Raw genomic sequence first — 22640 nt, forward strand, 5'->3', positions numbered from 1 at the left:
TGGAAACGCTCATTGCGCCGTTTCCACATCAGCATGCGGCGCGCGCGCCATCATCCTGCGCTCGACCCTTCGAAAGAAAACCAAGCAAATGAGGCAATATATGACCAGCGGGAAAACACCGATTACCACGACAATCAGCGACTTCGCTTCAAACGGATGAAGCGCAAGTACTGCGAATGCCTGATACTGCACCATCGAGGCCAGCATCCAATATATCGCCGATACTATTGAGAATATGGCCGAAGCGCTGGATGCTCTCACTCTGCCGCCTCCAAATGAGGATGCGGCGCAACCTGCTTCGGCACGACCCCCAACCGCGCGAACAAAGCCGCGTCCTTGTCGTCGCCGGCATTGCCCGTCGTCAGCAGCTTATCGCCCGTGAAGATCGAGTTCGCCCCAGCCAGGAAGCAAAGCGCCTGAGTCTCGTCGCTCATGCTCTCGCGCCCCGCCGAAAGCCGCACCATCGACAGCGGCATCAGGATCCGCGCCACCGCGACGGTCCGCACGAACTCGATTGCGTCGATCTTCGCCAGCGGCGTATCCGCCAGCATGTCGCCCAGCACCGTGCCCTTCACCGGCACCAAAGCGTTGATCGGCACGCTCTCGGGATGCTCCATCGTGGCCAGCGCATGGAGGAAGCCGACGCGGTCCTCGCGCTTCTCGCCCATGCCGATGATCCCGCCCGAACAGACGTTGATCCCCGCGCCGCGCACATTCTCCAGCGTCTCGATCCGGTCCTCGAAGGTGCGCGTCGTGATGACGTTGGCGTAATTCTCGGGCGAGGTATCGATATTGTGGTTGTAGTAATCGAGCCCCGCCTCGGCGAGCTGCCCGGCCTGCTTCTCGCTGAGCATGCCCAAGGTCATGCAGGTCTCGAGCCCCATCTGCCGCACGCCCTGCACCATCTCGACGATGGCGGGCATGTCGCGGTCCTTGGGCTCACGCCACGCCGCGCCCATGCAGAAGCGCGACGAGCCATTGTCCTTGGCCTGCGCCGCCGCCTGGAGCACCGCGCGCACGTCCATCAGCTTGGTGGCCTTGAGCCCCGTCTCGGCATGCGCGGACTGGTTGCAATAGCCGCAATCCTCGACGCAGCCGCCGGTCTTGATCGACAGCAGGGTCGAGAGCTGGACCTCGTTGCGCGGATGGTGCGCGCGGTGGATCGACGCCGCCTCGTACACCAGGTCGAGGAACGGCAGGTCGAACAATGCGGCGATCTCGTCGCGGGTCCAGTCGGTACGCACGTCTACGGTCATTCGGCAGCTTCCTCTACGGGCGGCATGTTGTGGCCGAGCAGGCGGAGCACTTCCTCGGCGGCCTTCACCAGATTGGTGCCCGGGCCGAAGATCGCCTGCACACCCGCCTCGCGCAGGAATTCATAGTCCTGTGCCGGGATCACGCCGCCAGCGATCACCTTGATATCGGCCCGCCCGGCATCCTGGAGTTCGCGGATCAGCTCGGGGATCAATGTCTTGTGGCCCGCCGCCAGGCTGGAGGCGCCGACCACGTCGACATCCTTCTCCAGCGCCAGCGCGGCGGCTTCGGACGGCGTCTGGAACAGCGGCCCCGGCACGATCTCGAAGCCGAGATCGCCGAACGCCGAGGACACGAGGTTCGCGCCGCGATCATGCCCGTCCTGCCCCATCTTGGCGACGAGCATGCGGGGCTTGCGGCCCAGCCGGCGTTCGGTGGCGACCACGCCGTCCTTCAGCCGTTCCCAGCGGACATCGTCGGCATAGGCGCCGCCATAAATGCCCTTCACCGGCGTCGGCTGCGTGGCGTAGCGGCCGAACCCGGCCTCCATCGCCGAGCTGATCTCGCCCAAAGTCGCCCGCTTGCGCGCCGCTTCGACCGCGAGTTCGAGCAGGTTCGCATCGCCCTCGGCGCCGACGCGGAGCGCCTCCAGCGCCGCCTGGCACGCGACCTCGTCGCGCTCGGCCTTCACCCGCTTGATCCGCGCGATCTGCGCGTCACGCACGGCGTGGTTGTCGACGTCGAGGATGTCGATCGGGTCCTCGCCATCCTTGCGATATTTGTTGACGCCGACGATCACCTGCTCGCCGCGATCGATCCGCGCCGCGGTGGCGGCGGCGGCTTCCTCGATCATCGCCTTGGGCCAGCCATGCGCCACCGCCTTGGCCATGCCGCCATCGTCCTCGACCTTCTCGATAATCGCCCAGGCCTTGTCGACCAGCTCCTGGGTCAGCGCCTCGACATAATAGGAGCCGCCGAGCGGATCGACGACCTTGGTCATCCCGGTCTCTTCCTGGATGACGATCTGCGTGTTGCGCGCGATCCGGGCGGAGAAATCGGTGGGCAGCGCGATCGCCTCGTCGAGCGCGTTGGTGTGGAGCGACTGGGTGCCGCCCAGCATCGCCGCCATCGCCTCGATCGTGGTGCGCATGACGTTGTTGTACGGGTCCTGCTCGGTCAGCGACACGCCCGAGGTCTGGCAATGCGTGCGCAGCATCTTGGAGCGCTCGTCCTTGGCGCCGAGATTGGTCATCACCCGGTGCCACAGCACGCGCGCCGCGCGCAGCTTGGCGATCTCCATGAAGAAGTTCATGCCGATCGCGAAGAAGAACGACAGGCGCCCGGCGAACTTGTCGATGTCGAGCCCGCTCGCGACGCCGTATTTCACATATTCCTGGCCGTCGGCGATGGTGAAGGCGAGCTCCTGGACCTGCGTCGCCCCAGCTTCCTGCATGTGATAGCCGGAGATCGAGATGCTGTTGAACTTGGGCATCTCGCGGCTGGTGTAACCGAAGATGTCCGAGATGATCCGCATGCTGGGCTCGGGTGGGTAGATATAGGTGTTGCGGACCATGAACTCCTTGAGGATGTCGTTCTGGATGGTCCCGTCGAGCTGCGCGCGCGGCACGCCCTGCTCCTCGCCCGCGACGATGAAGAAGGCGAGGATCGGGATCACCGCGCCGTTCATCGTCATCGAGACGCTCATCTGATCGAGCGGGATGCCGTCGAACAGGATCTTCATGTCCTCGATCGTGTCGATCGCCACGCCCGCCTTGCCGACATCGCCGGTGACGCGCGGATGGTCGCTGTCATAGCCGCGATGGGTGGCGAGATCGAAGGCGACCGAAAGCCCCTTCTGCCCCGCCGAGAGATTGCGGCGATAGAAGGCGTTCGATTCCTCGGCGGTCGAGAAGCCGGCATATTGGCGAATGGTCCAGGGCCGCCCGGCATACATCGACGCGCGCACGCCGCGCGTGAACGGTGCGAAGCCCGGCAGGCCGGGATCGATCCCCGCCACATCCGCTTCGGTATAGAGCGGCTTGACCTGGATCCCCTCCGGCGTGTGCCAGGTGAGGTCCTTGCCCTTCACTTCCTTGGCGGCCGCTGCCGTCCAGGCATCGAGGCTCGGCTTGTCGGTCACTGCCCCTTGAACTCCGGCTTCCGCTTCTGGAGGAACGCCATGCCGCCTTCCATCGAATCGGCGCTGCCCCGCGCGGTCCGCTGGTTCTCGGCCTCGCGCTGCATCGCGTCCGCATAGCTCAGGCCCAGCGCGTCCTGCATCTGGCGACGCATCAAGCCCAGCGCGACGGTCGGCCCTGCCGCCAGCCGCTTAGCCAGCCGCCATGCCTCGGCGTCGAGCACGTCCTCGTGGGCGACTTCGTACACCATACCCCAGTCGCGCGCGCGCTCGGCATGGATGCGCTCGCCCAGCATCATCATTTCCAGCGCCCGCGCGCGGCCGATCAGCCGCGGCAGCATCCAGCTCGCGCCGCCATCGGGCACCAGCCCGATATTGACGAACGCCTGGAGGAAATAGGCGTCCTTGGCGGCGATGCAGAAATCGGCCGCCAGCGCCAGGCTGCAGCCGATCCCGGCCGCGGCGCCGCGCACGCCGCTCACCACCGGCACCGGCAGGGCGGCGATCGCTTCCAGCGTCGGATGGTAATGCTCGGACAAGGCGCGATAGGTCGCCTCGCCCGGATCGTCCGCGCCGAGCGCGCCGCTGGCGACGTCCGCGCCCGAACAGAATGCCCTGCCCGCGCCCAAAAAGAGCACCGCCCGCACCCCGTCGAGCGCGCCGATCGCCGAACCGATCTCGTCGAACATCGCCGGCGGCGCCGCGTTCAGCCGTTCGGGCCGATTGAGCGTTATCGCCAGCACGTCGCCGCGCCGCTCGGTCAGGATATGCTCGTACTGGGTCATCAAACTTTCCCTGTGTCACCCCGGCCATGTGCCGGGGTCCACTGCGCAGCGCGCGATGCGCTCCCTACAATGCACCCCGCCTGCCGCCCGGTGGGCCCCGGCACAAGTCCGGGGTGACGGAATTGCGCATCAGTGCCCATCTTTGGGCGTTTCCATGATCTCGGTCAGCACGCCGCCCATGTCCTTCGGGTGGACGAAGAAGATCAACGTGCCGTGCGCGCCGATCCGCGGTTCGCCGAGCACCTTGGCGCCCTTCCCCTCGAACCACGCCTTGGCTTCGTGGATGTCGGGCACCTCATAGCAGAGATGATGCTGCCCGCCTGCCGGGTTCTTGGCGAGGAAGCCGTGGATCGGCGAGTTGTCGCCCAGCGGCTCGATCAGCTCGATCTGGCTGTTCGGCGTATCGACGAAGCACACCTTCACCCCCTGCGCGGGCAGGTCGAACGGTTCGCGGATCATCTCCGCGCCCATCACGTCGCGGTAGAGGGCGATCGACGCTTCGATCGAAGGCGTCGCGACGCCGACATGGTTGAGACGGCCTAGTTTCATTTTGCTTTCCTCACGCTGCGCCCGGCGACAATCAGGAAACCGCCGGCGACCAGCACGTAGACCATCAGATTATTGCGCCACCTGTCGGCCGAGTTCACGAAGAAATGCCTGCCGTGAAACTCGATTCCGTTGGGTCGGTCGGGAGCAGGCGACAGATATTTCACCTGCGCTCCGACGCGCGCCTCCACCTCGATTCCGGATACAAGGGCAATCGCCATGACGCATCCGCCCACGATGCTAAGGACCAGCCCGATTCTGGAGCGAAATTTTGTCATGCTTCTTCCAGAGATTCTCGAGCTGCCTCCTCGATCGAAGGCGTCGCAATGCCGACATGGTTGAGGCGCCCTAGCTTCATTTCCCCGCTGCTCCCGGCAATCCATAGGGAAGCCCGCACACCGCATAGACCTTGCGGAACATGGTGTCGTCGCCCGGGCCCTCGAAAGACGTATCGATCATCTTGTCGCCATCCTGCAGGGTGACGCGCACCTTCTTGGCCTTGGCGATCTCGTCGGCGATCAGGAAGACTTCGCCCGCCTCGCCGTTATAGGCGCCGTTTCCCGGAAACTGCCATGTGGTCATGTCCGCCTGCGCCTCGTCCAGCGTCAGCGTGACGATCCGTGACTCACCTGCGGCCAGCGGTGGCTTGGGCATATATTGCACCGAAACGATCGGCACCTGAACGGTGTCGCAACGCACCAGCAGCCGCGAGCCGTCGGCCACGCGGATCGCGGCGGTCGCGCTCTTCGGCTTGGCTGGGTCACTGCTCTCGCGGAAGGTCCACCCCATCGCGGCCGGCGCGGGCGTGGCATTCTGGGCAGCAAGCGCGAAGGCGAAAAGAAAGCTGAGCATGAAATCCCCCGGTTAGTCCTGGCGGCCGATGCGGCCCGGCTCACAGCGGAATGTTGTCATGCTTCTTCCAGGGGATCTCAAGCTGCTTGTTACGCAGTTTGCGCAAGCCCAGCGCGATGCGGCGCCGCGTCGAATGCGGCATGATCACCTCATCCACGAAGCCCTTGCTCGCCGCGACGAACGGATTGGCGAAGCGCGCCTCATATTCGGCGGTCCGCTCGGCGATCTCGTCGGGGGTACGCCCACGGAAGATGATCTCGACCGCGCCCTTCGCCCCCATCACCGCGATCTCGGCGGTCGGCCAGGCATAATTGAGGTCACCGCGTAGATGCTTGGAGCTCATCACGTCATAGGCGCCGCCATAGGCCTTGCGGGTGATGACGGTGATCTTGGGCACGGTCGCCTCGGCATAAGCGAAGAGCAGCTTGGCGCCGTGCTTGATGATGCCCGAATGCTCCTGCCCCACCCCCGGCAGGAAGCCCGGCACGTCGACGAAGGTCAGGATCGGAATGTCGAACGCGTCGCAGAAGCGCACGAACCGCGCCGCCTTCTTGGACGAGTTGATGTCGAGACACCCGGCCAGCACCATCGGCTGGTTCGCCACCACGCCCACGCTGCGCCCCTCGATCCGCCCGAAGCCGATCAGGATATTGCCCGCATGCGCCGGCTGGAGCTCGAAGAACTCGCCCTCGTCGAGCGTCTTCCGGAGCAACTCATGCATGTCGTAGGGCTGGTTGGCGTTGGGCGGGATCAGCGTGTCGAGGCTCTCGTCGATCCGGTCCCAGGGATCGTCGCACGGTCGCTCGGGCACGTGCTCGCGGTTCGAGCTAGGCAAGAAGTCCACGAAGTCGCGGGCCGCGAGCAGCGCCTCGATATCGTTATCGAAGGCCACGTCGGCGACCCCCGACTTCGTGGTATGCGTCACCGCTCCACCCAGTTCCTCCTGCGTGACGATCTCGTTTGTAACGGTCTTCACTACATCTGGGCCGGTGACGAACATGTACGACGAATCCTTCACCATGAAGATGAAGTCGGTCATCGCGGGAGAATAGACGGCCCCGCCTGCGCAGGGGCCCATGATCAGCGAAACCTGCGGCACCACGCCCGATGCGAGCACGTTGCGCTGGAATACCTCGGCATAGCCGGCAAGGCTGGCGACGCCCTCCTGGATGCGCGCGCCGCCGCTGTCGTTCAGCCCGATCACCGGCGCGCCGACCTTCATCGCCATGTCCATGACCTTGCAGATCTTCTGCGCGTGCCGCTCCGAAAGCGAGCCGCCGAACACGGTGAAATCCTGGCTGAACACGAAGACGAGCCGACCATTGATCGTGCCGCTGCCGGTGACGACGCCGTCGCCCGGGACGATCTGGTCCTGCATGCCGAAATCGACACAATTATGCTCGACATACATGTCAAGCTCCTCGAACGATCCCTGGTCGAGCAGCACTTCCAGCCGCTCGCGCGCGGTCAGCTTGCCCTTGGCGTGCTGCGCATCGATGCGCTTCTGGCCTCCGCCCAGGCGCGCGGCGGCGCGGCGGCGTTCCAGCTCTTCGATCGTCGACGACATCCATGTCCCCTTGGCGGCGGCCGCGCCTTCTGCACAGGGCACGCGCCCAAGCGCAAATGCAATGTTGCGAAGTTGCGTGGGGCAGGTTTGCAGATATAAGGCAGTCATGGCCTCTCCACGCCGCCGCCTGTTCGAGGGATTCCGCCTGCGCGAGCTGCGCCGCCGCGTCAGCACCAGCCAGGCGGCAATGGCGGCGCGGTTGGGCATCTCGGTCTCGTACCTCTCGCAGATCGAGAATAACGACCGGCCGATCACCGACGTGGTCCTGCTCGCGCTCGCCCGCGAATTCCCGCTCGAGGCGACCGAGATCGGCGGCGAGGCCGAGACCGCGGCGCTGCTCCGCACGATCGATGCCGCGAGCGACACCAGCGTGCCTGCCGACCGGATCGAGGAAGTCGAGATCCGCCGCGGCCTCGAGCAGCAGCCCTTGCTCGCCCGCCGCATGGTCGCGCTCCACGACGCCTATCGCCGCACCCAGGAGCAGCTCCGCGTGCTCGACGACCGGTTCGACAGCGGATCGAGCGACGCCGCCCCCCTCCCCTGGGAGGAAGTGCGCGACTGGTTCCAGGCCGAGGGCAATTATGTCGACGCGATCGACCGCTCGGCCGAGACTCTGGCCGACGCACTCGACGAAGGCCCGATGGTCCGTGCGCTCGAGGAAAGGCTGCGTCTGTGGCACGGCGTCCGCGTCGCGAGCGAGGATGGCGACGGCAGCCAGCTCAGCCGTTTCGACGATGCCCAGCGCCTCCTCTCGCTCAACAGCGGACTCCCGCCCGAGAGCCGCAACTTCCTGCTCGCTCACCGGCTGGTGCGCTACGAATTCGCCAACGAGATGCGCCAGGTCGTCGATGCCTCGGGCCTGGTTGCCCCCGCTTCGCGCGAATTGCTGAGCGTCGGCCTCGCCAATTACGCCGCGGGCGCCCTGCTGATGCCCTATGGCCGCTTCCGCGCGGCCGCACACGCGACGCGCCACGACATCGACCGCCTGCGCCAGCGCTTCGCGGTGAGCTTCGAGCAGGCCTGCCACCGCCTCTCGACGCTCCAGCGCCCGGGCGCCGCCGGCGTGCCTTTCTTCTTCTGCCGCGTCGACATGGCCGGCAACATCACCAAGCGCCATTCCGCGACGCGGCTCCAATTCGCGCGCTTCGGCGGCGCCTGCCCGCTCTGGGTGGTGCATGAGGCGGTCGCGATCCCCGATCGCATCCTCGTCCAGCTGGCCGAGATGCCCGACGGCAGCCGCTACGTCTCGATGGCCAAGGGGCTGGTGAAGCCCTCGGGCAGCTACGCCCGGTCGCCGCGCCGCTACGCCGTCGCGCTGGGCTGCGAGGAAATCCATGCCGCAGACTTCGTCTATGCCGATGCGATCCGCACCGGCGGCGCGGCGACGCCGATCGGCTCCTCCTGCCGCATCTGCCCGCGCACCGATTGCGACCAGCGCGCCTTCCCGCCCGCCGGCTCGGTCATCGAGATCGATGCCGACCGGCGCAGCGTGGTGCCCTACGTCTTCCGCTAGGAAGCGCGGGCCCGTTAGTTGATCTTCGTCCTGAGCGACAGGCCGAACACGCGCGGCTCGTTGACGAAGCCGGTATTGTTGTTGAAGTCGATGCCGCCCTTCACATTCTCCTCGTCGGTGATGTTGCGGGCGAAGGCGGCGATCTCGAAGCTGCCGTCGCGCTTGGCATAGCCGATGCGCAGCCCGCCTTCGAACTGGCCGTCGCTGTAGAACTCCTTCGACTGGTAGAGGAAGAAGTTGGTGTAGCCCTGATACGCCCAGTCGGTGAAGGCGAAGATCTCGCCGTCGCCCACCGGGATGGCATAGCGTGCCGTCACGTCGACGATCCATTCGGGTGCGTTCGGGAAGGGATTGCCGTCGACCAGCGCGCGCGGCGTGCCCGCGATCGTCACGAGCGGATCGGTGACGGTGCATTGCGCGCAGATGCCCACCGCCAGATTGGGATCGTCGATCTTGGTGTTGTTGTAGCTCACGCCCGCGGTGAAGGTGAGGTTCTCGACCGGACGGAACTCGGAATCCACCTCGAAGCCCCAGGCCTTGCCCTTGTTGGCGTTGAGCAATTGGACGAGATTGCCGCTGCCGCCGACCGCGGTGAACTGCGGATCGGTGACGGTATAGGTGAATACCGCGCCGTTGAGGCGGATCCGCCGGTCTGCGAGCTGGGTCTTGAAGCCCGCTTCCCAGGACAGGATCTTCTCGGAACCCGCAACCGAGGGCGGATTGAAGAAGGCGACGTCGCGTCCCTGGATCGAGGGCGCCCGGAAACCGCTGGCGACGCGGCCGTACAGGCTGACATCGGACGCGACTTCATACATCGCGCTGACGTCCCAGCTCACCCGCTCGTCCGAGACCGAGCGATCGTTGGTCGGCGATCCGCCGATCACGTTGAACTGCTTGTCGTCCTCGGTGTAGCGAACGCCGCCGGTCACCTTGAACGCCTCGGTGAGCTTGTAGCTCGCCTGGCCGAACACCGCCCAGCTCTGGTTCTTGTGGCGCACCAAAGTCGGCGGCGGGAAGGTGAAGCCCTCGGTCAGCACGGTGAAATCGCTGTCGAAGTAGAAGCCGCCGACCTGCCAGCTGAGCGGACCGCTCCCCGAACTCGCCAGCCGCACTTCCTGGGTCCACTGGTCAAGGTTGAGCGAATCCTGCGTGTCCGACGGGAACGGGATGAAGCCGGGGCCGCCCGGATTGCCGCCGTCCACATCGGCGCGGCTGCTGCCCTCGGTGGTCTCGTAGGCGGTGATCGAGGTGAGCACCGCGCCGCCGAAATCATAGTCGAGCTTCAGCGAGCTGCCCCAGCCGCGATATTGGGCGTAATTGCCGCCGCCCGCGTCGAGGAACACCGTGTCGCGCTGGAAATTGGCGTTGAGATCGTTGTTGCCCGGCCCCAGGATATTGGCGCGGAACACCGCGGCCGCGCCATAGCCCTCGAAGCGCCGGTAGTGGATGTTGGCGAGCGCGCTGAATTCCTCCGTCGGCGTGAGCAGCACCTGCCCTCGCGCCGCGATCTCGTCATAGCGGCCATAGGCGTTGTTCTCGCCGGTAAAGCCATTGTCGATCCAGTCGTTGCGATGCTGGTAGAGCAGCGACACGCGCGCGGCGAGCTTGTCGGGGATGATCGGCCCGCCGATGCCGGCATCGAAATTGACCGTGGCATAGGAGCCCGCCGAGAGCGACGCCTGCGCGCTGAATTCGTTCGACGGCTTGACCGTGCTGAACTTGATGATGCCCGCCGGCGTGTTGCGGCCGAACAGCGTGCCTTGCGGCCCGCGCAGCACTTCGACGCTCTGGATGTCGAAGATCGGCGTGCTCTTCAGCGCCACATTCTCGAGCACCACATCGTCGACGATCACCGAGACGGGCTGCGATGCGGCAAGGTCGAAATCGGTATTGCCCAGCCCGCGGATATAGAAGCGCGGCGCGACGCGGCCGTTCGAGCTCTCGGCATAGAGGCCGGGCACGCGGGTCGCCAATGCGGTGATGTCGCCACCCGCATCGAAGATCGTCTGGAGCTGGTCGCTCTGGATCGTCGCGACCGAGAGGGGAACGTCCTGGATATTCTCCTCGCGCCGCTGCGCGGTGACGACGATCTCGTCGACCTGGCCGGCCGTTACCTCGGGCGTTTCCTGCGCCCGAGCGGTTTCCACCGTCATCATGATCTGCATGGCAAGCGCGACGGCACCGAACAGGCGAGCGCGAGAGCGAGCAGCCGAACCTTCCTGAGTCATGTGTTTCCCCTTTTGCCTAGTGGGAAACGCCGCCCGCATTCTTCTGTTGTTGCGTCGCAACGAATCCTGCCGCCGGTGAAGGTGACAAAAAACTGTCTCTCGCGCGATATATTTATGTCATCGTTTCGCAGCCGCGGAACCGGGACGGCGGATCTGGCCGCCGCGACGCGGCCGGTTGCGCGCCGCCCGCCCAGCATGGCATACCCGATCCACGAAAAGTCTAAGGAGAGGGTTCATGGCCACCGCGCTCGCGCAGAAGCCCGGCGTCACCGAAGCCGAATGGGAGGCGCGCCAGCAGCTCGCCGCCTGCTACCGCGTGTTCGACATGCTCGGCTGGTCCGAGATGATCTACAACCATATCACGCTGAAGGTCCCGGGCGAGGAAGGCGCGTTCCTGATCAATCCGTTCGGGCTGCACTTCAGCGAGGTAAAGGCGTCGAACCTCGTCAAGATCGACTTGGACGGCAACAAGCTCGACGACTCGCCCTACCCGGTGAACCGAGCCGGTTTCGTCCAGCACGCGCTGTTCCATCGCCATTTGCCCGACGCGCATTGCATCGCGCATACCCACACCACGGCCGGCATGGCGGTCGCCTCGGTCGAGGGCGGGCTAAGGCCGACCAATTTCTACGCGTGCAGCTTCGCTGGCCAGATCGCCTATCACGATTTCGAGGGCGTCACGGTGCGCGACGAGGAAGGCGCGCGCCTGCTCGAACATCTCGGCGACAAAAGGGTGATGCTGCTCCGGAATCACGGCATCCTGGTGATGGGCCGCACTTTGCCCGAGGCGTTCATCAAGCACTGGTCGCTCCAGCGCGCCTGCGAGATCCAGATCGCCACCGCTTCGATGGGCACGCCGCTCGTCGTGTCGGATGAGGTGGTGACGGTGCACCAGCGCGACTTGCACATGGCGCAGGTCCCGGGCGGCCCCGGCGCCGCGGACTTCGCCGCGATGGTGCGGCTGGTGGATCGGACGGACAAGAGCTGGCGGGAGTAGGACGCAAACACGCCAGATCCCGAAACTCACTCCCCTCCCTGGAAGGGAGGGGTTGGGGGTGGGTTGGCGAGCGAAGCGAAGCCATCCTACACTCGCCATATGCGCCGCCGCATCGATCCTGCGTTAACCGCCCGGGCGCGCGAGCTGCGCAACAATCCCACCGAGACCGAACTCGCGGTCTGGCACCTGATCTCACGCTATCGCCCGTCCTTCACGCGCCAGTGCGTGGAGGCGCCCTTCATCATCGACCTCGCATGCAGGCAGGCAAAGCTGGCGATCGAGTTCGATGGCAGCCAACACATCGGAAATGCCGAAAGCGATGCCCGCCGCTCAACCTACCTTCGCTCCAAGGGCTGGCGAGTGATCCGGTTCTGGAATTCCGATGTGCTCGTAAATCCAGAAGGTGTCGTCAGACATATTCTGGCGCAAGCCGCCGAGTGCCTCGGCGGCACCCACCCCCAACCCCTCCCTTCCAGGGAGGGGAGAGAAAGACGGCCGCGCTCGCGCTGATCTCCTACCCCTTCCAATGTAGGATTTCGCCTGCCATGCCGACAGCGCTCTTTCTCATTGCGAAGAACCAGCAGATCCCGGGCTTTCCCCGCCGGCGTAATTTCTGGAAAAGAGAAAACGCATATCGCGCCGCAGTATCGTTACCTTCGTTACCTTCCGCACTCCGTCGGGGTAAATCAGCCGAACCGGTATCCCGAGACGACCCAGCCGAGCACCGTGTCGCGATAGTCGCGCTCCGCCGGCCCCTCCCCGCCCGCGCCGAGCGCGACCATCAGCGGCAGCAGATGCTCCTCGCGCGGATGGGCGAACTGGGCGTGGGGCAGCTTGTCCCAGGCGGCGACGCGATCCGCCCGCCGCACCGGATCGGGATCGGTCACCGCATCGGTCAGCGCCGCGTCCCATTCGTCGGCGATCGGGGTCACCTGCGGGCCGCGGGCGCGCAGATTGTGGAAGCTCATCCCCGATCCGACGATCAGCACGCCTTCGTCGCGGAGCGGCGCAAGCGCCTTGCCGATCGCGATATGCGCGGCCGGATCGAGATCCTTGCGCAGCGAGAGCTGGACGAGCGGAATATCGGCGCCCGGCACCGCGACCATCATCGGGATGAACACGCCGTGATCCCAGCCGCGCTCGCGCTCTTCGCCCGCCGGAAAGCCTGCGCCCTCGATCAGAGCCTTGGCACGCGCCGCCACGTCGGGCGCTCCCGCCGCATCCCAGCGCAGCCGATAGGTGTGCTCGGGAAAGCCGTAATAGTCGAACAGCATCGGCTGACCGTCGCCGAAATGGACCGTGACGGCCTCCTCCTCCCAATGCCCCGAGACGAGCAGAATCACGCTGGGTCGCTCGGGCAGGCTCGCGATCAGCCCGGCCAGATAGGCCTGCATCGGCCGCCACATCGGATCGGGCGGACCGCCTTCGGGGTCCATGAAGAAGCAGGGGCCGCCGCCATGCGGAATGAAGAGCGTGGGAAGGGTCATGCGCCGTATCTCGGGCGTCCTGGCCGTCCGCACAATGCCGGCTTCGGAAACGACCGGTTTCCCGCTAGTCTCCCCGAATGACTCGCTTCACCGTCAATAACCAGCCGGTCGAATACAAGATGGATCCGGCGACGCCATTGCTCTGGGCCCTGCGCGACGCATCCAATCTCACCGGCACCAAATATGGCTGCGGCACCGGCGATTGCGGTGCCTGCACCGTCGATGTCGACGGGACCGCGCGGCTCGCCTGCCAGGAAACGATCGGCGCGCTCGAAGGCACGTTCGTCACCACGATCGAGGGGCTTTCGAAGGATCGCAGCCATCCGGTCCAGCAGGCACTGATCGCCGGCAATGTCTCGCAATGCGGCTATTGCATCCCCGGCATCGTCATGGCGGCATCGGTATTGCTGCGCAACAATCGCAATCCTTCCGAAGACGACATCAAGTCGGCGATCCCCAATATCTGCCGTTGCGGCATTTACCCGCGCCTGATTCCGGCAATCAATGAAGCGGCGCGCATTACCCGCGGCGATGTGCCGCTGGTGCCCGGCGCCGATGCCCAAGTTCCTGTCCCGCAAGAAGAACCTTGATTCTTTCAATTGGCTTTCACCCGAATTCAGGAACCGCTCATTCGCCGGTTCGTAAATAGTTTGTTATCTGGAACCCCGGTGCCTTGCCGGTCCCAGCGGAGACTATGTTCATGAAGAAGACCATCCTCGCGGCGATCATCGCCGCAACGGCCCTGGTCCCGCCGGCGGCGCTCGCGCAGGACCGGGGAGGCCGCTGGAGCGGCCGTGGTGACCGCTCCACGTCGCAGCAATCGCAGCCCCGCCAGGAGCGTAGCTGGGGCGGGCAGCAGCAGCAGCAGGCACCACAGGCACGCCCGGATCGCGGCCAGTGGCGTCAGCAGCAGCCGAATGCCGGCCAGGCGCAGCAGCAGTGGCGCGGCAATCGCGGCGGCGACTGGAACCGTGGCCAAGCGCAGCAGGGCCAGCAGGCCCAGGCGCAGCCCCAGCAGCAGGTCCCGCAGCGCCAGTGGCGCGGCAATCGGGGCCGGCAGGACGGTAATCCCGGCGCCCAGCAATGGCGTGGTGATCGTGGCAACCAGGGCGGTCAGCAATGGCGTGGCGATCGTCGTCCCGACGGCCAGGCCACGCAGCAGTGGCGTGGCAATCAGGGGCGGTACGATCGCGGCAACCGCGACTGGAACCGCGGCGACAATCGCGGACGCGACTGGAACCGCGGCAACAATGGCTGGCGCGGCGATCGCGGCGGAGGCTGGAACAACAGCTGGCGCAACGACAACCGCTACGATTGGCGCGGCTATCGCAACTCGAACCGCAATCTCTATCGCCTGCCGCGCTACTACGCGCCCGGCGGCTGGGGATATGGCTATCGCCGCTTCGGGATCGGCTTCACGCTGAACTCGATTCTCTACTCGCAGCAATATTGGATCAACGATCCCTTCTATTATCGCCTGCCCGAGGTCGACGGACCCTATCGCTGGGTGCGCTATTACAACGATGCGCTGCTCGTCGACATCTACAGCGGCGAAGTGGTCGACACGATCTACGACATCTTCTGGTAAGGGGCGCCCGCTCCTCTTTCCGGAGATCCTGGGGCTCGGCCGAAAGGCCGGGCCCCTTGTCTGTGCGGGCTTGCAATCCGCCGCGCGGGGCGCGAATTGCGTGGCTGTGAGCAAAGTCATCGGCAGAGTTTCGGGATCGCCCTCCCCCAAGCGCGCGCAGATCGGGCGCGACGTATCCGCTCGGCTCGAGGCAAACCCCAACGTCAAGCGCGCCAAGGTCGAAACGGCGCAGATGTACACCTATCCCGATTTCCTGAGCGACCAGGAATGCGACACGCTGATCGCCCTGATCGACGCCAATTCGCGGCCCTCGACCCTGCTCGCGACCAGCGACGATCCCGATTATCGCACCAGCCACAGCTCCGATCTCGATCGCTGGTCCGAAGAGGTGTCCCCTGTCGACGAGCGGATCGCCAGCCTGCTCGGCATCCCGCCGGAGAATGCGGAAACGCTGCAGGGCCAGCGCTACGCCCCCAATCAGCAATTCCGCGCGCATTGCGACTATTTCCACGAGAATAGCGGCTATTGGCAGCGCATGCTGGAGACCGGCGGCCAGCGCACTTGGACGGCGATGGCCTATCTCAACCATGTCGAGGAAGGCGGCGCTACCTGGTTCCCCCGCGCCGGCGTCCGCTTCAAGCCCAAGCGCGGCATGCTGCTGATCTGGAACAACATGATGCCCGACGGCACGCCGAACTACGACACGCTCCATGAGGGCATGCGCGTGATCGAGGGGACGAAGTACATCGTCACCAAATGGTTCCGCGAAGAAGCGTGGATCAAGGGCTATATCCAGACCTACCTCCCCGGCGTCGAGGATGCCGACTGAGCCTGCTCGACAAGCGCTTCCGCCCGGCCCACACAGCCCGGAATGTCCGTCGTCCTCAACATCCATCGCTCGATCCTCGGCCAGCCCTGGCGCTGGCGCGGGCTTGCCTCGGACGCCCGCGATCCGGGCTTCGCGCCCGATGATCTCGTCACCCAGCTGCTGATGACCCGCGGCGTGGCGCGCGAGGATCTCGAGCAGCATCGCAACCCCAGCATCCGCGCCTTCATGCCGGATCCGTCGATCTTCCGCGACATGGACAAGGCGGCGGAGCGGATGGCCGACGCAGTGGAGGGACGCGAGCAGGTCGCGATCTTCGGCGATTACGACGTCGACGGCGCCACCTCGGCGGCGCTGCTGATCCTGCTGCTCCGCGACCTGGGGCTCGAGGCGCGTCCCTACATTCCGGACCGCCTGATGGAGGGCTACGGTCCCTCGGGCGAGGCGCTGGTGCGGCTCAAGACCGAGGGCGCCGGGCTCATCGTCACCGTCGACTGCGGCGCCCAGGCATTCGAGGCGCTCGAGATGGCGCGCGCGGCCGATGCCGATGTGATCGTCGTCGATCACCACAAATGCGCATCCGAACTGCCCGTGGCATTGGCGCTGGTGAACCCCAACCGGCTCGACGAACTGGAGGGTGCGGCGCACGGCCACCTCGCCGCAGTCGGCGTCGCCTTCCTGCTCGGCGCCGCGCTGATCCGCACCTTGCGCGGCCGTGGCTATTTCTCCGGCCGACCCGAACCCCGTCTGCTCGACCTGCTCGACATCGTCGCGCTCGGCACCGTGGCCGATGTCGCGTCCCTGAAGGGCCTCAACCGCGCCTTCGTGGCGCAGGGCCTCAAGGTCATGGGTCAGCGCCGCAACATCGGCCTCAACGCACTGATCGAAGCATCACGCCTCACCCGCGCACCGACCTGCACCGATCTCGGCTTTGCGCTGGGGCCGCGCATCAACGCCGGAGGCCGAGTCGGCCGCTCAGATCTTGGCGTCCGTCTGCTCACCACGCGCGACCCCGACGAGGCTCGCAGCATCGCCCAGGAGCTCAACCAGCTCAACGAGGAGCGCCGCGCGATCGAAGCCGATGTCCAGCGCGAGGCCGAGGAGCTCGGCATCCGCCAGGGCAATCGTGCGGTGGCAGTGATCGCCTCGCGCGGCTGGCATGCCGGGGTGATCGGCATCGTCGCCGGGCGACTGAAGGAGAAGCTCGGCCGTCCCTCGATCGTGATCGCCCTCGACGAGAACGGCATCGGCAAGGGATCGGGCCGTTCGATCCCGGGTGTCGACCTGGGCGCCGCCGTGCTCGCCGCCAAGGACGCTGGGCTGCTCCATGCCGGCGGCGGCCATGCCATGGCCTGCGGCGTGACCATCGCCGAGGATCGGCTGGAAGCCTTTGGCGATTTCCTCGAGGAACGCCTGGCCGAACGCGTGACGCAGTCGATGGGCGATCGCGCGCTGCTGCTCGACGCGGTAGTCACCGCCGCGGGCGTGAATCCCGGCCTGGTGACCGCGATGGAGGCCGGCGGTCCCTATGGCATGGGCTGGCCCGCCCCGCGCGTCGCCGCCGGCCCGGTGAGCGTCATCAAGGCCGATGTCGTCGGCAGTGGCGGCCATGTCCGTGTCATCGTCTCGGGCGATGGCGGCGGCAGCTTGAAGGCGGTTGCCTTCCGTCATGCGGAGAGCGAACTCGGCCAGGCGCTGCTCTCCGCCCCTCGCCATCGCAAGCTCTGGCTGGCCGGTCGCGCCAGGATCGACGACTGGGGTCCCCGCCCCGCCGCGGAGCTTCACATAGAAGATGCAGCCTGGGCGGAGTAGCTCAAGGTTCCGGCGATGCGCAGCATCGTTGGAATAGCTAGGGAGGGCGATTGAGGTGCTTGACCAGCCGCCCAGCTTTCCCTAGTTCGCCCGCTCCACGCTAAACGGCCCCTTCGTCTAGCGGTCTAGGACGCGGCCCTTTCACGGCTGAAACACGGGTTCGATTCCCGTAGGGGTCACCAAGTCTTTTCAAAGACTTATCGTGCGTTCTTCAAATTTCGTTGGTCGATTTGGCCGGAATCTGGCCGGAATACGCCCTCGGATTCCGCCGGATTTGCGGGGACGATTGGGCGTTCACGAGGCAGCCTCCTCCCCGTCGCGAATCACCCGGCGCGCAGCCAGGAAACGCTCTGCCAAAGCCTCGGCCGCGCCCCGCCCGAACTCCAGCGCGAGCCCCGCGATCACGCGATCACGCGATCCGACGCCACCGAAATCGGTTGAAACATGGTCATGAGAACCTCCTGTCGCTTGACGCCTTCCTCATCGAAAACAGCCTCTCGACGGCGGTTGCCGGCGTGCCTGTCAGGGCTGCCGGAGCGTGAGCGGAGGCACCGCGAAGCGGCGGCGGCGGAACCGATTTTGTCGCACTGGAACGAACAAAAGCGCGTGCGAAGCACGCTCCAATTCGCGGCAAAATTGGAGGGGCCGCCGGCCTTGCACAGGCGCGCCGGCAGCCGCCATGCTGGGACGATACAAGACGAGCCCCACCCCAGAGCCCGAGGGCATAGGTGAGGCAAAACTCGCTATGGCCTGTGTCGAATACGTACAATCACGTAGGTTCGAAATCGTGCAGGTATTGGATGCGACCCGAGGGGTTCCTTTTTAACGGGGGGAATCCTTTCACTTGGCCCGGCAGGTTCGCTTGCCGGGCCATTTTTCGCAGCGTGCCGAGCGCCCGCGACATGGATCCTCGCGAACCGCGCGCCGGATTTCCGCCGCCACGCCGGACCGTCAGCGTCTCGAAAGCACCACGAACAGCCGTGCATCCGGCGAAACCATCACTCCGAGTTCCGCCTTCGCAGCCGCCACGAACAGCTGGGCGTGACGCGGCTTGGACACCACCGCCTGCGTGCTCCCGCCATCGGCGACGGCCACGAGGTAGGCCCTGGTCTCCGCCGGCAGGCCCCGCCGCCCGGCGCGCCAGGCGGCGTAGCGGTCCGGCCCGGCATTATAGGCGGCGACATGCCGGGATAGTTGAACCGGTCGTACATGCGGCCCAGATAGCAAGTGCCGGCGAGGATATTGTCGCGCGGATCGAACGGATCCGTGCCCAGTCCGAGCACCGTGCGCATCTCGATCCAGGTGCCGGGCATCAGCTGCATGAGCCCCATCGCGCCGGCGCGGCTGGTGATCGGGCGGCCATCGAGCATCGTGCGGCCCGGCCTGCATCACGCGCTCGATCCAGGCGACCGGCACCCCGAACCGCGCCGACGCGTCGACGACAAAGGGTCGCCAGGTCGCCACGGTCTGTGCTCTCGCCGGTGCCGCGGCAAGCAGTGCCGCCGCCGCCCAAAGCAGCATCGCCGCGACCGCGCGCCCCCTCACTGCAGCCACAGCGCGGTCGCCTTTCCGATGACATCACGCGCCGACGTAGGCCCGAAATAGCGCCCATCGAACGAGTCCGGCGTCTCCGCCATCAGGAGGAACAGCGTGCCGTCCTGCAGGGTCCAACAGCCGTTCCACCAGGGCAAAGCTCGCTTTTGGGAGTCCAGCGCCCGCCGCATTGCGACCGTCCGGCCATTGACGGCGACGGCCGGTCCCGACGCGCAGATCGGTCTCCGGCTACGCCCGCGACGCGCTTCACCACGGGCACGTTGGCGGGAATGTAATGGCGGCTCGCCGCCAGCGCGCGGACGGAGATCGGGGTCCGCGCGATCACCACGTCGCCGCGGCCGACCGCCCTGCCCGGCTCGACGCGATACAGCCCGACCGGCGCACTCGGACTGGCATTCCAGACGAAGCGGGGCAGCGGCGGGGCGACGATCGTCGCCGCGACGCACCCACAGAACAGCGCCAGGGCCACACCTTGGCGGCGCAGGCGCATGCGGCGCCGGCGTGCGGCGCGCAGCGCGTCGCCCCAGACGAACAGGGGCAGATCCCTGCGCTCAGTCATGGCCGCCGTCCCGCTTCCGGGCGTTCGACCAGGCCTCGATATCGTCGATATGATAATACCAGGCGTGGCCATGGAGCCGGCAGGCAGGACCGCGCCGCTCCGAGCGCATGCGCTTCAGCGTCGTGCGCGCGATGCCGAGATGGAACGCCGTCTGCTTGGCGGTCAGGAAGGGACAATTCTCGCGCGCCTGTTGCGCGCGGCGCTGGGTGCCGTCGGGTTCATTCATGGGAGTGGGCCCGTTGCGGCGGGCGCCCGATTACGCCGCCCGGATCCCCAACTGTCCCCAACGTCCCCCATCGGGCAGGGTCGAAAACGCATATAGGCGTTTTCGACCCGGTGCCGTGATCCGCGCCCCGCGGTCCGGGGCGCGGATCGGGTCGGTCAGTCGGCCGGGTTCCAGATGATGGCGAAAGCATCGTCATCGTCCTGGCCGGCGGCACGGCCGAGATTGGCGTACAGGCGCCGCGGCCCGAACTCCGGCGCCGCCAGGCTCAGCGAGACATAGTCGTTGCCGGACATCTCGCCGCGCCGGTTCCAGCCGGCGCCGAGCTCGACACCGCCGGCCATGACGACATAATCGGGCTGGCTGTCCTTGGCCTTATCGGCGCAGAGGCGCGAAAGGCCGTCACCTCACCGAATGAAGCGCGGCAGGCTTCGAGACTCCGAAGCGAAATGCGCTAGCCCCCCGCGATCAGCCGTTCCCCCGGCACGCAGGCGCGGAAGATGGGAGATAGTGACCCAGCCGGTCAGGCCGCGGCCGATACGGGTGGGTGCACGCGCCGATCGAGGAAAGTCTCCGAGCGCCGCTGGAGGCGCTCCAGATAGGCGAAGATGCTGACTACGGCATCGCCTTCATGCGCGAATTGCCGGCGGGTCTGCTCGAGCAGGCCGCCGCCGACCAGGCCTTCGAGCGCGATCCGTCCTCGCGAAACGCGACTTTTGACGGTGCCGACCGCTACGTCCAGGATCTCGGCCGCCTCCTCATAGGAAAGCCCACCCGCGCCGACCAGGATCAGCGCTTCGCGTTGCGTGACCGGAAGCTCCTGCAGGGCGCGTAGCATATCGCGGAGCTCAACAATCTTGTCCTGCCCGGCACAAGCCGCGAGCAGGCGATCGGCGGCCAGCTCGTCCCACTCGCCGACGAACTTCCGGCGCCGCATCTGGGTGAGATAATGGTTGCGCAGGATCGTGAAGGTCCATGCTCTGAAATTGGTGCCCGGCTGGAACTTGTGGCGCGCGGACCAGGCCTTGAGCATCGTCTCCTGGACGAAATCATCGGCAAGATCGGCGCTGCCGCACAGGCCACGGGCGAATGCCCGCAGCTGCGGGATCGCGACTGCCAGCATTTCCTTGATTTCGCGGTCCGAAAGCGGCGCGGCCTGAACATTCGCTACGGGTTCGGTTGCCATGTCCTTCCTCTCCTGGAATTCGGCCTGAAAACTTTTCATGGGCGTAACGGTTCCCGGCACCGCTTGTCGGCGCTGCGCGACATGCAACTCCCGAAGAATAGGGAGGGCGGCGCCCATTACCGTCGGCGCGCGGGGCGTGCCGGCCAAACCCGCTCGAACCGATATGCAAGCGAGGGTCCTCTGATTCGCCTGGGTCTTATCCGGTCTTGTTCCTCACCGGGTCCCGCCGACAATCCTGGCTTCGAGATTTATTGCTGCAGTGCAGCAACCGGGTTGTACCCGAAGCGTTCTACTAATGCTCGGCCATGTCTTCTCGGCCGAGGGGAGGGCTTATGCGACCATTATCCAGTACGATCGCGCGTCTTGCGACGCTGCGCGCCCAGCCGCGCCCAGGCAATTCCGCAGCAGCGGGACGGCTGCGCGCACTGCGCGACTTCGGCTCGAACCCGGGCGCGCTGGGTGCCTGGTTCTACGTGCCGGAGGGCGTGCGCGAGAATGCACCCCTTGTGGTCGTACTGCATGGCTGCACGCAGGACGCCGCGGGATATGACCTCGCGTCCGGATGGTCGCAGCTCGCCGACGAGCAGGGATTCATCGTGCTGTTCCCCGAGCAGCGCCGTGCGAACAATACCAATCTCTGCTTCAACTGGTTCGAGCCGGCGGACAGCCGCCGAGGCGGCGGCGAGCCGCTGTCGATCGTCCAGATGATCGGCGCGATCGTCGATCGAGAGGGCGTGGATCCCTCGCGCATCTATGTGAACGGCCTGTCGGCCGGCGGTGCGATGGCATCGGTCATGCTGGCGACCTATCCCGAGCTTTTCGCCGGGGGCGCCATCATTGCCGGCCTGCCCTTCGGCGCGGCGGCCGGGGTTCCGCAGGCCCTGGAGCGGATGCGCGGGACGCCTGGTCCGAGCGAAGCGGCACTGGCGGCCGCGATCCGCGGGGCCTCGCCGCATGTCGGTCCCTGGCCGACCATTTCGATCTGGCACGGCACCGCCGACCATGTCGTCGCACTGGCAAATGCGGACGCGATCCTCAAGCAATGGCAGGCGATCCATGGCGTGCTCCCGGACCTGGAGCGCTTCGAGACGGTCGATGGACACCCCCACCGTACCTGGCATGATGCGAAGGGGCGTGTCGTGATCGAAGACTATCGCATCACCGGCATGGGGCATGGCACGCCGTTGGACACCAAAGGCGCCGCGCCCTGCGGCCGTATCGGGCCGCATATGCTGGAAGCAGGGATTTCGTCGACGCGCCGGCTCGCGGATTTCTGGGCGCTGCGCGACGCGGCCGCGCCCCGCAAGCGGCAGGCCAGCCGACCCAGGCCGCAGCCGATACCGGCCGCGCTGGACCGGCGCGGCCCAGCGCGCGCCGCCACGCCGTCGCCTGCCGCGGGCGGCGTCGGCAAGGTGATCGAGGATGCGCTGCGAGCGGCAGGCTTGATGCGGTAAGCTTGCGCCCGGCGTGGCCTCTGCTCTCGAATATCGCGCGGACGGTCCGCCACATCTCTGCGTCGCCAGGCG

21 protein-coding genes, 1 tRNA gene and 2 pseudogenes are annotated in these 22640 nt (G+C 66.3%); 9 read left to right on the forward strand and 15 right to left on the reverse strand.

Annotated elements, in window-relative coordinates:
• Window positions 1–9 precede the first annotated feature (9 nt).
• The 8 genes from IAG41_RS06845 to IAG41_RS06880 form a co-directional block, all read right to left on the reverse strand.
• Entirely contained in the window at window positions 10–207 is a 198-nt protein-coding gene (locus IAG41_RS06845) for a hypothetical protein (protein ID WP_187727754.1), read from the reverse strand.
• Window positions 208–257: 50 nt separating this feature from the next.
• On the reverse strand, window positions 258–1256 hold the full coding sequence (bioB, locus tag IAG41_RS06850; RefSeq protein ID WP_187727755.1) for a biotin synthase BioB: 999 nt from the start codon (window positions 1254–1256) through the stop codon (window positions 258–260).
• Window positions 1253–3394, reverse strand: coding sequence for a methylmalonyl-CoA mutase (gene scpA, locus IAG41_RS06855; protein ID WP_187727756.1), 2142 nt, complete (start codon window positions 3392–3394; stop codon window positions 1253–1255). Before scpA ends, bioB begins: the two co-directional genes overlap by 4 nt.
• Window positions 3391–4176: an enoyl-CoA hydratase-related protein gene (locus tag IAG41_RS06860; RefSeq protein WP_187727757.1), complete on the reverse strand. Its 786-nt coding sequence runs from the start codon at window positions 4174–4176 to the stop codon at window positions 3391–3393. The genes scpA and IAG41_RS06860 overlap by 4 nt, the downstream gene beginning before the upstream one ends.
• Before the next feature lie 129 nt (window positions 4177–4305).
• On the reverse strand, window positions 4306–4725 hold the full coding sequence (gene mce / locus IAG41_RS06865; protein ID WP_187727758.1) for a methylmalonyl-CoA epimerase: 420 nt from the start codon (window positions 4723–4725) through the stop codon (window positions 4306–4308).
• Window positions 4722–4943, reverse strand: coding sequence for a hypothetical protein (locus IAG41_RS06870; RefSeq protein WP_187727759.1), 222 nt, complete (start codon window positions 4941–4943; stop codon window positions 4722–4724). The genes mce and IAG41_RS06870 overlap by 4 nt, the downstream gene beginning before the upstream one ends.
• A gap of 133 nt (window positions 4944–5076) precedes the next feature.
• On the reverse strand, window positions 5077–5574 hold the full coding sequence (locus tag IAG41_RS06875) for a hypothetical protein (protein ID WP_187727760.1): 498 nt from the start codon (window positions 5572–5574) through the stop codon (window positions 5077–5079).
• Window positions 5575–5614: 40 nt separating this feature from the next.
• Window positions 5615–7141 carry an acyl-CoA carboxylase subunit beta gene (locus tag IAG41_RS06880; protein ID WP_187727761.1) on the reverse strand — a complete coding sequence of 509 codons (1527 nt, stop codon included), beginning with the start codon at window positions 7139–7141 and terminating at the stop codon, window positions 5615–5617.
• A 106-nt stretch (window positions 7142–7247) separates the two neighbouring features.
• Between IAG41_RS06880 and IAG41_RS06885 the strand changes: the two genes are divergently transcribed.
• On the forward strand, window positions 7248–8654 hold the full coding sequence (locus IAG41_RS06885) for a short-chain fatty acyl-CoA regulator family protein (RefSeq protein WP_187727762.1): 1407 nt from the start codon (window positions 7248–7250) through the stop codon (window positions 8652–8654).
• A gap of 14 nt (window positions 8655–8668) precedes the next feature.
• On the opposite strand, the gene IAG41_RS06890 is transcribed toward IAG41_RS06885, so the two are convergent.
• On the reverse strand, window positions 8669–10882 hold the full coding sequence (locus IAG41_RS06890) for a TonB-dependent receptor (protein WP_187727763.1): 2214 nt from the start codon (window positions 10880–10882) through the stop codon (window positions 8669–8671).
• A gap of 235 nt (window positions 10883–11117) precedes the next feature.
• On the opposite strand from IAG41_RS06890, the gene IAG41_RS06895 reads away from it, so the two are divergent.
• Complete coding sequence (locus tag IAG41_RS06895; RefSeq protein ID WP_187727764.1) at window positions 11118–11879, forward strand: class II aldolase/adducin family protein; 762 nt, start codon at window positions 11118–11120, stop codon at window positions 11877–11879.
• A gap of 63 nt (window positions 11880–11942) precedes the next feature.
• Entirely contained in the window at window positions 11943–12389 is a 447-nt protein-coding gene (locus IAG41_RS06900) for an endonuclease domain-containing protein (RefSeq protein ID WP_316251096.1), read from the forward strand.
• A gap of 176 nt (window positions 12390–12565) precedes the next feature.
• Here IAG41_RS06900 and IAG41_RS06905 read toward each other — a convergent pair whose 3' ends face one another.
• Window positions 12566–13366 carry a DODA-type extradiol aromatic ring-opening family dioxygenase gene (locus tag IAG41_RS06905; protein ID WP_187727765.1) on the reverse strand — a complete coding sequence of 267 codons (801 nt, stop codon included), beginning with the start codon at window positions 13364–13366 and terminating at the stop codon, window positions 12566–12568.
• 77 nt (window positions 13367–13443) lie between these two features.
• Between IAG41_RS06905 and IAG41_RS06910 the strand changes: the two genes are divergently transcribed.
• The 5 genes from IAG41_RS06910 (at window position 13444) to IAG41_RS06930 (ending at window position 17774) form a co-directional block, all read left to right on the forward strand.
• On the forward strand, window positions 13444–13956 hold the full coding sequence (locus IAG41_RS06910) for a (2Fe-2S)-binding protein (protein WP_187727766.1): 513 nt from the start codon (window positions 13444–13446) through the stop codon (window positions 13954–13956).
• 110 nt (window positions 13957–14066) lie between these two features.
• Entirely contained in the window at window positions 14067–14954 is an 888-nt protein-coding gene (locus IAG41_RS06915; RefSeq protein ID WP_187727767.1) for an RcnB family protein, read from the forward strand.
• A gap of 106 nt (window positions 14955–15060) precedes the next feature.
• Window positions 15061–15783, forward strand: a complete 723-nt coding sequence (locus IAG41_RS06920; RefSeq protein ID WP_410468073.1) for a prolyl hydroxylase family protein — start codon at window positions 15061–15063, stop codon at window positions 15781–15783.
• A 42-nt stretch (window positions 15784–15825) separates the two neighbouring features.
• A complete protein-coding gene (recJ, locus tag IAG41_RS06925; protein ID WP_187727768.1) occupies window positions 15826–17592 on the forward strand; it encodes a single-stranded-DNA-specific exonuclease RecJ in 1767 nt (588 codons plus the stop codon).
• Window positions 17593–17698: 106 nt separating this feature from the next.
• Window positions 17699–17774, forward strand: a tRNA-Glu gene (locus IAG41_RS06930).
• An 816-nt stretch (window positions 17775–18590) separates the two neighbouring features.
• Here the strand turns inward: IAG41_RS06930 and IAG41_RS06935 are convergent.
• The 5 genes and pseudogenes from IAG41_RS06935 to IAG41_RS06955 all read right to left on the reverse strand — a co-directional run bounded on the left by IAG41_RS06935 (window position 18591) and on the right by IAG41_RS06955 (window position 21114).
• Window positions 18591–18962: a lytic transglycosylase domain-containing protein gene (locus IAG41_RS06935; RefSeq protein ID WP_410468066.1), complete on the reverse strand. Its 372-nt coding sequence runs from the start codon at window positions 18960–18962 to the stop codon at window positions 18591–18593.
• Between the two features lie 171 nt (window positions 18963–19133).
• Window positions 19134–19777: pseudogene (locus tag IAG41_RS06940) on the reverse strand (S26 family signal peptidase).
• Window positions 19698–19931: a helix-turn-helix transcriptional regulator gene (locus IAG41_RS06945; RefSeq protein ID WP_187727769.1), complete on the reverse strand. Its 234-nt coding sequence runs from the start codon at window positions 19929–19931 to the stop codon at window positions 19698–19700. The pseudogene IAG41_RS06940 and the gene IAG41_RS06945 overlap by 80 nt, the downstream one beginning before the upstream one ends.
• Window positions 19932–20086: 155 nt before the next feature.
• Window positions 20087–20305 (reverse strand): annotated as a pseudogene (locus IAG41_RS06950) (DUF736 domain-containing protein); the annotation flags it as partial.
• A gap of 146 nt (window positions 20306–20451) precedes the next feature.
• Window positions 20452–21114 carry a sigma-70 family RNA polymerase sigma factor gene (locus IAG41_RS06955; protein WP_187727771.1) on the reverse strand — a complete coding sequence of 221 codons (663 nt, stop codon included), beginning with the start codon at window positions 21112–21114 and terminating at the stop codon, window positions 20452–20454.
• Between the two features lie 332 nt (window positions 21115–21446).
• Between IAG41_RS06955 and IAG41_RS06960 the strand changes: the two genes are divergently transcribed.
• Window positions 21447–22568, forward strand: a complete 1122-nt coding sequence (locus IAG41_RS06960) for an alpha/beta hydrolase family esterase (RefSeq protein ID WP_187727772.1) — start codon at window positions 21447–21449, stop codon at window positions 22566–22568.
• Window positions 22569–22640: the final 72 nt, after the last annotated feature.

Source organism: Sphingomonas sp. JC676 (genome assembly GCF_014489075.1).
GTDB lineage: Bacteria > Pseudomonadota > Alphaproteobacteria > Sphingomonadales > Sphingomonadaceae > Sphingomonas.